9 protein-coding genes are annotated in these 13,548 nt (G+C 64.2%); 7 read left to right on the top strand and 2 right to left on the bottom strand.

Features of this window, described 5'->3' with window-relative positions; genetic code table 11:
- Positions 1 to 3 precede the first annotated feature (3 nt).
- The 6 genes from DT070_RS17160 to DT070_RS17135 all read left to right on the top strand — a co-directional run bounded on the left by DT070_RS17160 (position 4) and on the right by DT070_RS17135 (position 5,763).
- Positions 4 to 1,074, top strand: coding sequence for a cell division protein ZipA C-terminal FtsZ-binding domain-containing protein (locus tag DT070_RS17160; protein ID WP_122956492.1), 1,071 nt, complete (start codon positions 4 to 6; stop codon positions 1,072 to 1,074).
- 36 nt (positions 1,075 to 1,110) lie between these two features.
- Entirely contained in the window at positions 1,111 to 3,219 is a 2,109-nt protein-coding gene (gene ligA, locus DT070_RS17155) for an NAD-dependent DNA ligase LigA (protein ID WP_122956491.1), read from the top strand.
- 17 nt (positions 3,220 to 3,236) lie between these two features.
- Entirely contained in the window at positions 3,237 to 3,953 is a 717-nt protein-coding gene (locus DT070_RS17150; protein WP_122956490.1) for an MgtC/SapB family protein, read from the top strand.
- Between the two features lie 113 nt (positions 3,954 to 4,066).
- The gene (locus DT070_RS17145) at positions 4,067 to 4,267 is read left to right on the top strand and encodes a hypothetical protein (protein ID WP_122956489.1); all 201 of its coding nucleotides are present in this window, start codon (positions 4,067 to 4,069) and stop codon (positions 4,265 to 4,267) included.
- 39 nt (positions 4,268 to 4,306) lie between these two features.
- Positions 4,307 to 4,846, top strand: a complete 540-nt coding sequence (def, locus tag DT070_RS17140; protein ID WP_122956488.1) for a peptide deformylase — start codon at positions 4,307 to 4,309, stop codon at positions 4,844 to 4,846.
- A 203-nt stretch (positions 4,847 to 5,049) separates the two neighbouring features.
- Positions 5,050 to 5,763 (top strand): methyltransferase, encoded by a 714-nt coding sequence (locus tag DT070_RS17135; protein WP_122956487.1) that lies wholly within the window; start codon positions 5,050 to 5,052, stop codon positions 5,761 to 5,763.
- 3 nt (positions 5,764 to 5,766) lie between these two features.
- Here the strand turns inward: DT070_RS17135 and DT070_RS17130 are convergent, their stop codons facing one another.
- Positions 5,767 to 8,358, bottom strand: a complete 2,592-nt coding sequence (locus DT070_RS17130) for a [protein-PII] uridylyltransferase (protein WP_122956486.1) — start codon at positions 8,356 to 8,358, stop codon at positions 5,767 to 5,769.
- Positions 8,359 to 8,415: 57 nt separating this feature from the next.
- The gene (gene map, locus DT070_RS17125) at positions 8,416 to 9,258 is read right to left on the bottom strand and encodes a type I methionyl aminopeptidase (protein WP_122956485.1); all 843 of its coding nucleotides are present in this window, start codon (positions 9,256 to 9,258) and stop codon (positions 8,416 to 8,418) included.
- Between the two features lie 259 nt (positions 9,259 to 9,517).
- On the opposite strand from map, the gene purL reads away from it, so the two are divergent.
- On the top strand, positions 9,518 to 13,546 hold the full coding sequence (purL, locus tag DT070_RS17120) for a phosphoribosylformylglycinamidine synthase (RefSeq protein ID WP_122956484.1): 4,029 nt from the start codon (positions 9,518 to 9,520) through the stop codon (positions 13,544 to 13,546).
- The last annotated feature ends 2 nt before the right edge of the window (positions 13,547 to 13,548 follow it).

The following is a 13,548-nucleotide window of genomic DNA, read 5'->3' as shown; positions in this document are numbered from 1 at the left end:
ACCATGAGCACATTGCAGATCAGTCTGGCGGTGGCGGGCGGGCTGGTATTGGCCGCCGTGGTGGCCCACAGCGCCTGGTCGTCGCGCCGAAACCTGCCCAAGCAGGCCACGCCGGAGGCACCCGCGCCCGAACAGGAGGCTACGGCGACGCCAGATGGCGAAGGCGCAGTCACTGAACGGCTGGAGCCCAGTTTTGACGTCGATTCAGGGCTGGCATCGCTGGCGTCGCTCACCGCCATGGCGCCCGACAGAAAACCCGGCCTCGACGTGCTGATCGACGCCGTCGCGCCGGTGGTGATTGAGGGCGTGGTCTCGGGTGAAGCCGCACTGGCCGCCATGCCCAGCACGCGCCGCGCCGGCAGCAAGCCTTTTGGCGTGGAAGGCCTGAGCGTGATCACCGGCGAATGGGAATTCCCCACGGCCGGCCACCGCTACAGCGCTTTTCAGTGCGGCGTGCAACTGGCCAACCGCACCGGCGCGCTCAACCAGATCGAATACTCCGAGTTTGTGATGAAGGCGCAGGCGTTTGCCGACGCCATCGGCGGTGAGCCCGAATTTCCGGAAATGCTCGACGAAGTCGCCCGTGCCCGCGAGCTGGACCAGTTCGCCAGCGGCCACGATGCACAGCTGAGCTTTACCCTGCGCGCCGTCAACACCGCCTGGAGTCCTGGCTACGTGCAGCAAAGTGCGGCCCGGCTGGGCTTTGTCGCCGGCTCCATCCCCGGGCGCATGGTGCTGCCGGCCAACCAGCAGGGCCACGCGCCCATCCTGGGCCTGGCCTTTGACACGCAAGCCGCCATGGCCGAAGACCCCGAGCAGACCGCGCTGCGCGAACTCACACTCTCCCTGGATGTGCCCCAGGTGCTGCGCTCCGAGCAGCCGTTTGCGCGCATGTGCGAAGCCGCGCTGTCCCTGGCCGCCAACATGGACGGCGTGATCATCGACGACAACGGCAACCTGATCCGCCCCGAGGCGATGGAAGTCATCCACGCCGACCTGGAACAGTTGTACGACACGCTGGACAGCCGCGATTTGTCGGCGGGCTCGGTGCTGGGCCGCCGCCTTTTCTCTTGATTTCCCCGGGTTTTTTGCCCGTTTCCGATTTTTTCCATGGCCACCAAAGACCTGTTTGCGCAGCCTGAACCTTCGCCGCAGCCGAGCTCCGACGCGGCGCGCGTCGCTGCTCTGCGCGCGGAGCTGCACCTGCACGCGCACCGCTATTACGTGCTCGACGAGCCGACCATTCCCGATGCCGAGTACGACAGGCTGTTCAAGGAGTTGCAGGCGCTGGAGGCAGCCCACCCCGAACTGCTGACAGCGGATTCGCCGACCCAGCGCGTGGGCGGCAAGCCGCTGGACCAGTTTGCGAGCGTGCGCCACAAGGTGCCCATGCTCAGTATCCGGACCGAAACCGATACCGAAGCCAGCGGCGCGCAAAACTTCGACACCCGCGTGCGCAAGGAGCTGGGCCTGGCCGAGTCCGACCCGCCGGTCGAGTACGTGGCCGAGCTCAAGTTCGACGGCCTGGCCATGAGCTTGCGCTATGAAAACGGCATCCTGGTGCAGGCCGCCACGCGCGGCGACGGTGAAGTCGGTGAGGACGTGACGCAGAACATCCGCACCATCAACCAGATTCCGCTTCGACTGCCAGCCGATGCTCCGCCGGTCATGGAAGTGCGCGGTGAGGTCTACATGCGCCGCGCGGATTTTGAAGCGCTGAACGAAAAGCAGCGCGAGAAGATCGCCCAAGGTGCGAAAGGCGAGAAGACCTTCGTCAACCCGCGCAACGCGGCGGCCGGCGGTGTGCGCCAGCTGGATCCGGCCCTGGCCGCGCGGCGGCGCCTGAGCTTTTTTGCCTACGGCCTGGGGGATATCTCGCCGCCGGAAGAGGGCGGCCCGGCGTTTGAGACCCATTTCCAGTTGCTGCTGAAGCTGCGTTCATGGGGTTTTCCGGTTGCAGCCCAGACGCAGCTTGCACAAGGCGCTCCTGAATTGATAGCATTTCACCAGGCCATCGGCAAGCAGCGCGACAGCCTGCCTTATGACATTGATGGCGTGGTCTACAAGGTCAACAGCCTGGCGCTGCAGAAAAAGATGGGCTTTGTGACGCGCGAGCCGCGCTGGGCCGTGGCGCACAAATACCCGGCGCAGGAGCAGCTCACCACAGTGCAGGCCATTGAAGTGCAGGTCGGCCGCACCGGCAAGCTCACGCCTGTAGCCAAGCTGGCGCCGGTGTTTGTGGGCGGCGTCACCGTCACCAACGCCACGCTGCACAACGAAGACGAAGCCCGCCGCAAAGACGTGCGGGTCGGCGATACCGTCATCGTGCGCCGCGCCGGCGACGTGATTCCCGAAGTGGTCAGCGTGCTGCTGGACAAACGTGTGCAGGATGCGCCGCAGTTCACCATGCCGCGCAAATGCCCGGTCTGCGGCTCAGATGCCGTGCGCGAAGAGGGCGAGGCCGATTACCGCTGCACCGGAGGCCTGTTTTGCGGCGCCCAGCGCAAGGAAGCCATCCTGCATTACGCGCACCGGCGTGCCGTGGAGGTCGAAGGCCTGGGTGACAAGCTGGTCGAACAATTGGTGGATGCCAATGTGATCCGCACCTTGCCCGACCTCTACAAGCTGGGCCTCACGGCGCTGGCCAGCCTGGACCGCATGGCGGAAAAATCGGCCAACAACCTGCTTGAAGCACTCGAAAAATCCAAGCAGACGACGCTGCCGCGCTTCCTGTTCGGTCTGGGCATACGCCATGTGGGTGAAGCCACCGCCAAAGAGCTGGCACGCCACTTCGGCAAGCTGGACGCCATCATGGATGCCACCGAGGAGCAATTGCTGGAAGTGAGCGATGTCGGCCCCATCGTGGCCCAGAGCATCCGCACCTTCTTTGAGCAGCCGCACAACCGCGAAGTGGTCGAGCAGTTACGCGCCTGCGGCGTGACCTGGGAGGAGGGCGAGCCGGCCGCACGCGCCCCGCAGCCGCTTTCCGGCAAGACCTTTGTCATCACCGGCACGCTGCCGACCTTGAGCCGCGACGAGGCCAAAGACAAGGTCGAGGCGGCCGGCGGCAAGGTGGCTGGTTCTGTCAGTAAAAAAACCGACTACGTGGTGGCTGGCGAGGAGGCCGGCAGCAAGCTGGTCAAGGCGCAAACGCTGGGCATTCCCGTGATTGACGAAGCGGCGCTGCTGGCCATGCTGGCCATGCTGGCCGATAGTTAACTTCCGGAGACGGTCCCATGCAGGCGCTTGAAACCATCAGCATCCCCGACCTTCTGGACTCGCTCGTCAGCCTGTCCTCCGCCTTCGTCTTCGGCGCGCTGATCGGCTTTGAACGCCAGTATCGGCAACGCACGGCCGGGCTCAGGACCAATGTGCTGGTGGCTGTGGGCGCCGCGATTTTTGTGGACATGGCGAACCGGCTGACAGGTGCTTCGGGTGCGGTGCATGTGGTGGCGTATGTGGTCTCGGGCATCGGCTTTCTGGGCGCCGGCGTGATCATGCGCGAGGAGGGCAATGTGCGTGGCCTCAATACCGCGGCGACCCTTTGGTGCTCAGGTGCGGTGGGGGCCTGCGCAGGTGCGGACCTCGTGGTGCAGGCGGGCATCGCGACGCTTTTTGTATTGGCCGCCAACACGCTGCTGCGGCCCATCGTCAACCAGATCAACCGGTTGCCGCTGGATGTGCAGTCCGCCGAGGTGACCAATACGGTCTACGTCGTCACCAGTGGAGCCCACCAGAAAGAAGTGCTGGCCATCCTCGAGAAATCGCTGGAAGCGCTGCATTACCCCACCAACGACCTGGAGGTGTACGCCTTTGGCGAGGAAGGCGTGAAGATCCAGGCGACGCTGGTGGCGATTGCGGTGGATGGCGCCGCCATGGACCGCCTCGTCGCACAACTGGGTGATTTGCCCATGGTGAGCCAAGCCTACTGGAGCGCCAGCACCACCGAATAGCGCCGGCGCGGTGCGGCTTACATGGCGTTACCGGGGTTTGCACGCCGGACGTCAGGCCGGGCGGCTGCGCCGGGCGTTGAAAAGACCTGTACACAGGAACACAGGAGCTTTTCATGAACTACAAACGTTTGTCTGCCTTGGCCGCTGCCGCCGGCCTGGCCGCTTTGCTGTCGGGTTGCGTCGTGGCCCCCATTGATCCAGGCCCGGTGGCTGTTTACCCGTCCCGGCCCGTCTATGTCCAGCCGGCCCCCATCGTGGTGGCGCCTGCACCGGGCTATTACTACCGCCCGTATCGGCACAGGTATTGGCGCTAAAGACTTTTCACCGCTGCACTGCGCCGCGATAATCGGCGCATGACCATTCGCGAAATTCTCAAAATGGGCGACCCGCGGCTGTTGCGCGTGGCCCAGCCCGTCACGGCGTTTGACACCGACGAGTTGCACCTGCTCATTTCGGACATGTTCGACACCATGCGCGCCGTTAATGGCGCCGGCCTGGCGGCTCCCCAAATCGGTGTTGATTTACAACTGGTGATCTTCGGCACCGATACGGTCAACCCGCGCTATCCAGACGCGCCGGTCGTTCCCCGCACCGTCTTGCTGAACCCGCTGATCACGCCCTTGGGCCCTGAGGAGGAAGACGGCTGGGAAGGCTGCCTTTCCGTGCCCGGCCTGCGGGGCCTTGTCCCGCGCCTCTCGCGGATCCGTTACAGCGGCTTCGACCAGTACGGCGACGCCATCGAGCGCACGGTGGACGGCTTTCATGCGCGGGTCGTGCAGCACGAATGTGACCACCTGATCGGCAAGCTTTATCCCATGCGCATTCGCGACTTCAGCCAGTTCGGGTTTACGGAAGTGCTGTTCCCCGGCCTGGACGCGTCCGACGACGACTGATTCCATTTCTCCTTCAACACGATCGGTCCTTGCCCCGTCTTGCCGTGCTCCAGCACTGTCTGCGGCGGTGCGCCTGCGCTCGCATTGAATGAAAAATGGAATGAGCCAGAGCACGGGCCGGGAAGGCTGAGGGGCGTACACTGGCCGGGTTGAGGGCTATCTCGCCCCGTTTGAGCGTGTGGTACGCAAGGAAAGTTTTCCGGATGTCGCACGCTCCCGTTTCGGGGGCAGTTCCCATCGCCGGAACTGCTTCTCCATTGCCCTACCTCCTCAAGTTTGAAACCGTCAGCGGCAGCGGTGACGACTTGCAGCTGCGCTCGCTGCTAAACCGGCAGCAATTCCATGATCCCCTCGGTGAGGCCGAGCGCGAAGGCATCTCCTCCTCGGCCTGGCCGATATTCGGGCTGCTTTGGCCCTCGGGCCGCGTGCTGGCCCATGCCATGCTGACTTTTGAGCTGGAAGGCAAGCGCATCCTGGAGCTCGGTTGCGGCCTGGCGCTCGCCAGCCTGGTGGTGCATCGCCGCGGCGGCAACATCACCGCCAGCGACTGCCATCCGCTGGCCGCTGCGTTCCTGCTGGAAAACCTCAAACTCAACCATCTGCCGGCCATGAAATACCAGACGGGCAATTGGGGGCGCGCCAACCCGCTGCTGGAGCGATTTGACCTGATCATCGGCAGCGACGTGCTGTACGACCGCGGGCAGCCGGAGCTGCTGTCGCAGTTCATCGAGCTGCATGCGCTGCCGCACACCGAAGTGCTGATCGTGGACCCCGATCGCGGCAACCGGGCCAGTTTCAATCGCAAGATGGATGCTTTGGGCTATTCGCGCACCGAGACCCGTGTGACCCAGTTGCCGGGGGTGGGCGGCGCTTACAAGGGACGGTTGCTGCAGTACCTGCGCAAACCCGCCATCTGACGATCAGCTATTGAGCGCTTCGAGCAGCTCAGTTTCGATCGCGATCTGCGCCTTGTTGTGCTGCAGCTCGGGCCCATCGATCAGGAAGGTATCTTCCACGCGCTCGCCCAGCGTGCTGACCTTGGCCAGTTGCAGATTGATGCGGTGGCGAGCCAGCACACGGGCGATGCGGTAGAGCAAGCCGGCCCGGTCGCTGGCCGAGACGCTGAGCAGCCAGCGCTGGGCTTTTTCGTCGGGATGCAAGTCCACCCGCGGCGCAATGGGGAAGCTTTTGACGCGGCGCGAGACGCGGCCTTTGCTCGGCGGCGGCAGCGGGCCCGGGTTCTCGATGGTGCGGTCCAGGTCGGCCTCCACCATGGCCGCCAGCTCGCGGTAGTGGTCGGCCAGAGTCGGGCTGACAACCTGGAAGGTATCCAGGGCGTAGCCGTTCTTGGCGGTATGGATCTTCGCGTCCAAAATGCTGAAACCGGCTTCGTCGAAGTAGCCGCAGATGCGCGCAAAAAGGTCAGGCGCATCGGGCGTGTAGACCAGCACCTGCATGCCTTCGCCGGCCGACGAGCGTCGCGCGCGCACAATCGCCTTGGCCTTGCCCACGTGGCGCGAGAGCTGGCGTGCGTGCCAGGCGATGTCGGCAGCTTCATGGCGCATGAAGTAACTGACGTCCAGCGTATCCCACAGCGCCTTGTGCGCCTCAAAGGGTTCGGCGTGTAAGGCCAGCGTGGTCAGTGCTTCGCGTTTGCGGGCTTCCACCTCGGCATCGGCGTCGGGCGCGCGGCCGCCCAGCACGCGCAGGGTGTAGCGGTACAGGTCCTCCAGCAGCTTGCCTTTCCAGGCGTTCCAGACTTTGGGGCTGGTGCCGCGGATATCGGCCACCGTCAGCAGGTAGAGCGCTGTCAGGTAACGCTCGTTGCCCACACGTTTGGCAAATGCCGCAATCACTTCCGGGTCGCTCAGGTCTTCTTTCTGGGCGATGCGGCTCATGCTCAGGTGCTCGCCCACCAGGAATTCGATGAGTTGGGAGTCTTCAGTGCTTATGCCGTGCTGGCGGCAGAAAACGCGCACGTCCTTGCACCCCAGCTCGGAATGGTCGCCGCCGCGGCCCTTGGCAATGTCGTGGAAGAGGGCGGCGATGTACAGGATCCAGGGCTTGTCCCAGCCGGCGGCGAGCTGCGAACACATGGGGTACTCATGCGAATGCTCGGCCATGAAAAAGCGCCGCACATTGCGCAGCACCATCAGGATGTGCTGGTCCACTGTGTAGACGTGGAACAGGTCGTGCTGCATCTGCCCGACGATCTTGCGGAAGATCCAGAGGTAACGGCCCAGCACCGAGGTCTGGTTCATCAGCCGCATGGCGTGCGTGATGCCCTCGGGCTGCTGCAGGATTTGGCGGAAGGTGTCGCGGTTGACGGGGTCACTGCGGAACCTGCTGTTCATCAGGCCGCGGGCGTTGTAGAGCGCACGCAGCGTGCGCGCCGACAGGCCCTTGATGCCGACCGTCGTTTCGTACAGCAAAAAGGTTTCAAGGATGGCGTGCGGCTCGCGCACGTACAGGTCGTCGCTGGCCACTTCCAGCATGCCGGCCTTGTCGGAAAAGCGTTCGTTGATGGGGCGCAGCGGATAGGTGTTCGGGTTCAGGCGCTCTTCAATGTTGAGCAGCAGGATCTGATTGAGCTGCGTCACCGCCTTGGCGGCCCAGTAGTAGCGCTTCATCACCGCCTCGCTGGCGCGACGCGGCACTTTGCTGCCATCGTCGGCTTCGGCCGAATAACCGAAGGACTCGGCCACGGCAGTCTGCAGGTCAAACACCAGGCGGTCTTCACGCCGCCCGGAAATCAGGTGCAGGCGCGCGCGTATCAGGCTCAGCAAGGCTTCGTTGGCCTTGATCTGCCGCACTTCAAAGGCTGTGGCCAGGCCGTTGCGGGCCAGGTCGTCCCAGGATTTGCCCAGCCCGGCGGCGCGTGCCACCCACAGAATCACCTGCAGGTCGCGCAGGCCGCCGGGTGATTCCTTGCAGTTGGGTTCGAGCGAGTAGGGCGTGTTCTCGAACTTGTTGTGGCGCTGGCGCATCTCCAGCGTTTTGGCGACGTAAAACGCCTGCGGGTCCAGCACCGCGGCCAGCCGGCTCTGCAGCTGCAGAAAGTTCTTTTTGGAGCCGGCAACCAGGCGGGCCTCGAGCAGCGAGGTCTGCACCGTGACGTCTTTGGCTGCTTCTTCGACGCAACCGGAAGCCGTGCGTACGCTGGAGCCGATTTCCAGGCCTACGTCCCAGCAGCCGCCGATAAAACTCTCGACCTTGGCCTTCAGGGCCGGGTCGGCGTCCACATCGGTGTCTTCCGGCAGCAGCAGCAGCACGTCGACATCGGAATGGGGGAACAGTTCACCCCGGCCAAAGCCGCCCGCAGCGACCAGGCAGGCCGCGGCAGGAAAGCCGGCGCGCTGCCACAGCAGCTGCAAGGTGGCGTCGGCATGGCGGGCGAATTTTTGCAGCAGGCTGTGAATACCGCGGGAAGATGCACCGCTGGCCGCCAGCGTCGCAAGAAGGGCGGCTTTCCCGGCCTTGTAGTGCTCGCGCACCTGCGCCAGCTCGTTCATGCCGGCGGGGCCCGCCGGCTCCTGGGAAGTGCGCAGCTCGGGCACGAGGTATGCCGATCAGGCGCTGACCGCGGCCTGTACCGGGCTGCCCTGGGGCACAAAAGCCGGAATCGGAGGGCTTCCGGCGGACAGGGTCAGCACTTCGTAGCCGGTGTCGGTCACCAGAATCGTGTGCTCCCACTGGGCCGAGAGCGAATGGTCGCGCGTCACGATGCTCCAGCCGTCTTTTTCAGGGCCGTCCTTGATATCGCGCTTGCCGGCGTTGATCATGGGCTCGATGGTGAAGGTCATGCCGGGCGTGAGTTCTTCGAGCGTGCCGGGGCGGCCGTAGTGCAGCACCTGCGGTTCTTCATGGAAGTTCTTGCCGATGCCATGGCCGCAGAATTCGCGCACGACCGAAAAGCCCTGTTTTTCAGCGTAAGTCTGGATGGCAAAGCCGATGTCGCCCAGCCGCACGCCGGGTTTGACGCGCATGATGCCCTGCCACATGGCTTCAAAAGTGATGTTGCACAGGCGCTTGGCGGCAATCGAGGCCTCGCCGACCAGGTACATGCGGCTGTTGTCGCCGTGCCAGCCGTCTTTGGTGATCACGGTCACGTCGATGTTGACAATGTCGCCCTTTTTCAGCGGCTTGTCGTTGGGGATGCCGTGGCACACCTGGTGGTTGACGGAGGTGCACAGCGATTTGGGGTAGGGCACATAGCCCGGGGGGCCGTAGCCCAGGGTGGCGGGGATGGTGCCCTGGACCTGGGTCATGTAGTCGTGGGCCAGCCGGTCGATTTCGTTGGTGGTGACGCCCGGTTTGACGAAGGGGGTGAGGTAGTCCAGAACCTCGGAAGCCAGCCGTCCGGCCAGGCGCATGCCTTCAATGCCTGCCGCGTCTTTGTAAGTAATGCTCATGGCCCTGATTATCCCACCGCTCCCTGGTACATGCATTTTCAGCATGGGGGGCAAGGGCTTTTGCTTTTTTTGGCCTGAATGAGCCGAGAAAGTGCCCGTGTCTGGCGTCCAGCGGGCTCGGCAGCTCCCCAGTCGCTGATAAAATTGCGGGTTAACGCCTACCCCGCAAAAGCCGGCCAAACAGGCGCTTGCAGGGAGGGTTAAAAACCTCCAAAACAGCCATGAGCTGCCCACCTCCCACTACAAGGCCACCGCTACCGTGACCCTGCACCTGACGACTTTTGAGGGCGAACCCCATGGGATCAGCGCCCTCAGCGACTTCCGCGTCCAGCAACTCCTTCCCCGCCTGCAAGCCATCCACGACAAGATCGTGGGCATCAGCGCCCGGTTTGTGCACCTGGTGGCGACCGAATCGCCGCCCTCGGACGCGGCCAAAGCCCAACTCGCTGCGCTGCTGACTTACGGTGAACCGTGCACCGCTACCGCCGGCAAGGCCGACGACGCACTGGTTTTTATCGTCTCGCCGCGTTTTGGCACCGTCTCGCCTTGGGCCTCCAAGGCGACGGACATCGCCCACAACTGCGGGCTGGCCGTCAAGCGCATTGAGCGCATCACCGAATACCGCGTCACGCTGAAATCCGGCTTTTTCAGCAAAACCGCCCTGACCGACGTCCAGCGCGAGCAGGTCGCCGGCTTGCTGCATGACCGCATGACTGAAAGCGTGATGTTCGACCGCGCACAGGCGGCCGGCCTCTTCACCGAGCTGCAGGGCGCGCCGCTGCAGACCATTGACGTGCTGGCAGGCGGCAAGGCCGCACTTGAGAAAGCCAACGCCGAGTTTGGCCTGGCGCTGGCAGCCGATGAAATCGACTACCTGGTCAACGCCTTCACCCAGCTCAAACGCAACCCGACCGACGTCGAGCTGATGATGTTTGCCCAGGCCAACAGCGAGCATTGCCGCCACAAGATCTTCAACGCCGACTTCACGATTGACGGCGTGGCGCAGGGCATCAGCCTGTTCGGCATGATCCGCAACACCGAAAAGCTGCACCCGCAGCACACGGTGGTGGCGTATTCCGACAACGCCTCCGTCATGGAAGGCTACAAAATCCAGCGGTTTTATGCCAAATCGGCCTCCAGCCCAGACGCAGCCTTGGCGGGTAGCTATCAAACTTATAGCGCCACCGATGACGTGCAAATGCACGTGCTGATGAAGGTCGAGACGCACAACCATCCCACAGCGATTTCCCCGTTCCCCGGCGCCTCGACCGGCGCGGGCGGCGAGATCCGCGACGAAGGCGCGACTGGCCGCGGCTCCAAGCCCAAGGCTGGCCTTACCGGTTTTACCGTGTCCAGGCTGTTTGATGGCGGCTACGGCAAGCCGGAGCACATCGCAAGCCCGCTGCAAATCATGACCGAAGGCCCGCTGGGTGGCGCGGCCTTTAACAACGAGTTCGGCCGGCCCAACCTGAACGGCTACTTCCGCGAATATGAGCAAACCGTGGGCGGCCAGCGCTGGGGCTACCACAAGCCCATCATGATCGCCGGCGGCGTCGGCACGATTGACGCGGCGCTGACCAAAAAGATCCTGTTCCCGGCCGGCACCTTGCTGATCCAGCTGGGCGGCCCCGGCATGCGCATCGGCATGGGCGGCAGCGCAGCCAGCTCCATGGCCTCGGGCGCCAACGCGGCCCAGCTCGACTTTGATTCGGTACAGCGCGGCAACCCTGAAATCGAGCGCCGTGCGCAGGAAGTCATCAACCAGTGCGCCCAACTGGGCGCGGCCAACCCGATCCTGGCGATCCACGACGTCGGCGCCGGCGGTCTTTCCAACGCCTTCCCTGAGCTTGTGAACGACGCCGGGCGCGGCGCGAAGTTTGACCTGCGCAGTGTGCCGCTAGAAGAAAGCGGCCTCTCACCCAAGGAAATCTGGAGCAACGAGAGCCAGGAGCGCTACGTGATGGCGATTGCGCCTGAATCGCTGGCGCAGTTTCAGGCTTTTTGCGAGCGTGAGCGTTGCCCGTTTGCAGTGATTGGTGTGGCGACGGAAGAAAAGCAGCTGGTGCTGTCCGACAAGGACGCCGCCCCGCCAGTCGATATGCCGATGAATGTGCTGCTGGGCAAGCCGCCGAAGATGCACCGCGACGTGACGTCCGTCGAGCACGCGATCAAGCCCATCGACCTGACCGGCGTCGACTTGCAGAAAAGCGCGATTGCGGTGCTCAGCCACCCGACCGTCGCCTCCAAACGCTTCCTGATCACCATCGGCGACCGCACCGTGAGCGGCCTCACGCACCGTGACCAGATGGTCGGCCCCTGGCAGGTGCCGGTGGCCGATTGCGCCATCACGCTGGCCGACTACAGCGGTTTTGCCGGCGAGGCCATGAGCATGGGCGAGCGCACGCCGCTGGCCACCGTCAACGCCGCCGCGTCCGGCCGCATGGCAGTGGCAGAGGCCATCACCAACCTGCTGGCTGCGCCGATCGAGCTGCCGCGCGTCAAGCTATCCGCCAACTGGATGGCCGCCTGCGGTGAGCCCGGCCAGGACGCCGCGCTGTATGCAACCGTCAAGGCCGTGGGCATGGAACTGTGCCCGGCCTTGGGCGTATCGATTCCCGTTGGCAAGGATTCCTTGTCGATGCGCACCGTGTGGAGCGAAGGCGCTGACAGCAAGAAAGTCACCTCGCCGGTTTCGCTGATCGTGAGCGCTTTCGCCACGCTGCCCGATGTGCGCGGCGCACTCACGCCGCAGCTGAACCGCGATGAGGCCGACAGCACCCTGATCCTTATCGATCTGGGGAAGGGCCAAAACCGCATGGGCGGCTCCATCCTGGCGCAAACACTCGACAAGGAAGAGGGCGATGTGCCCGACCTGGACGACCCGAAAGACCTGGTCAACCTCGTCAACGCCATCAATGCGCTGCGCAAGGATGGCAAGCTGATGGCCTATCACGACCGCAGCGACGGCGGCCTGTTTGCCGCGGTCTGCGAAATGGGTTTTGCCGGCAACGTCGGCGTGTCGCTCAACATCGACATGCTGCTGGTTGAAGGCGACGGCATTTCCGACAGCCGCATGGATACGGGCGACAGCAAGAACTGGGCAAGCCAGGTCGGCGCGCGCCGCGAAGAACTCACGCTCAAGGCGCTGTTCAACGAAGAGCTGGGCGCCGTCATCCAGGTGGCGACCTCAGCGCGCAACGAAGTCATGCAGACCCTGCGCGAACACGGCCTGTCCAAATTCAGCCACTTCATCGGCAAGACCCGGCCGCAGCATGCTTCGCTTGAAGTCGGCAAGGGCGAGATCCAGGTCTGGCGCGACACCAAGGCCGTGTTCTCGGCCAAGCTGCAAGACCTGCACCAGGTCTGGGATTCGGTCAGCTGGAAGATTTGCCAGCAGCGCGACAACCCCGACTGCGCCAACAACGAACACGCGGCCGCCGGCAACCCGGCAGACCCGGGCCTGCATGTTGCGCTGACGTTTGAGCCCGCCAAAGCGCCGGCAGCCCCGGCGCTCAACCTGTCGTCGCGGCCGCGCGTGGCGGTGCTGCGTGAGCAGGGCGTCAACTCGCATGTGGAAATGGCCTATGTCTTCACGCAGGCCGGCTTTGAGGCCTGCGACGTGCACATGACCGACCTGCAAACCGGCCGCGCCAAGCTGGCCGACTTCAAGGGCATCGTGGCCTGCGGCGGCTTCAGCTACGGCGACACCCTGGGCGCAGGCATAGGCTGGGCGCGCTCCGTCACCTTCAACCCGGTGCTGTCAGAAGAATTCAAGGCCTTCTTTGCGCGCCAGGACACTTTCGGCCTGGGCGTGTGCAACGGTTGCCAGATGTTTGCCGAGTTGGCCGACATTATTCCGGGCGCTGAAGCCTGGCCGCGCTTCACCACGAACCGCAGCGAACGCTTTGAAGCCCGCCTGAGCATGGTCGAGGTGATGGAGTCTCCCAGCATTTTCCTGCAAGGCATGGCCGGCAGCCGCCTGCCGATCGCAGTGGCGCACGGCGAGGGTTACGCCAATTTCGCTTTCCGGGGCGATGCCTCCAGGGCAATTGCCGCGATGCGCTTCACCGACAACGAAGGCAAGCCGACGGAAGCCTACCCGGCCAACCCGAACGGCAGCGCCGGCGGCCTCACGGCGGTGACCACGGCCGACGGCCGCTTCACGGCGATGATGCCGCACCCCGAGCGGGTGTTCCGCAACATCCAGAAGAGCTGGACGTCAGGCAACAGCAGCGAGCACAGCCCCTGGATGAGCCTCTGGCACAACGCACGCAAGTGGGTGGGTTGAGC

It is taken from the genome of Polaromonas sp. SP1 (genome assembly GCF_003711205.1).
GTDB lineage: Bacteria > Pseudomonadota > Gammaproteobacteria > Burkholderiales > Burkholderiaceae_C > Polaromonas.
The sequence above is the reverse complement of the archived record's forward strand: the minus strand, read 5'-3'. Positions and strand labels throughout refer to the sequence as shown.

Bases quoted from the DNA above. Each gene is read 5' to 3' on its own strand.
- DT070_RS17160 (WP_122956492.1), top strand. From the start codon at position 4: ATGAGCACATTGCAGATCAGTCTGGCGGTGGCGGGCGGGCTGGTATTG.
- ligA (WP_122956491.1), top strand. From the start codon at position 1,111: ATGGCCACCAAAGACCTGTTTGCGCAGCCTGAACCTTCGCCGCAGCCG.
- DT070_RS17150 (WP_122956490.1), top strand. From the start codon at position 3,237: ATGCAGGCGCTTGAAACCATCAGCATCCCCGACCTTCTGGACTCGCTC.
- DT070_RS17145 (WP_122956489.1), top strand. From the start codon at position 4,067: ATGAACTACAAACGTTTGTCTGCCTTGGCCGCTGCCGCCGGCCTGGCC.
- def (WP_122956488.1), top strand. From the start codon at position 4,307: ATGACCATTCGCGAAATTCTCAAAATGGGCGACCCGCGGCTGTTGCGC.
- DT070_RS17135 (WP_122956487.1), top strand. From the start codon at position 5,050: ATGTCGCACGCTCCCGTTTCGGGGGCAGTTCCCATCGCCGGAACTGCT.
- DT070_RS17130 (WP_122956486.1), bottom strand. From the start codon at position 8,358: ATGAACGAGCTGGCGCAGGTGCGCGAGCACTACAAGGCCGGGAAAGCC.
- map (WP_122956485.1), bottom strand. From the start codon at position 9,258: ATGAGCATTACTTACAAAGACGCGGCAGGCATTGAAGGCATGCGCCTG.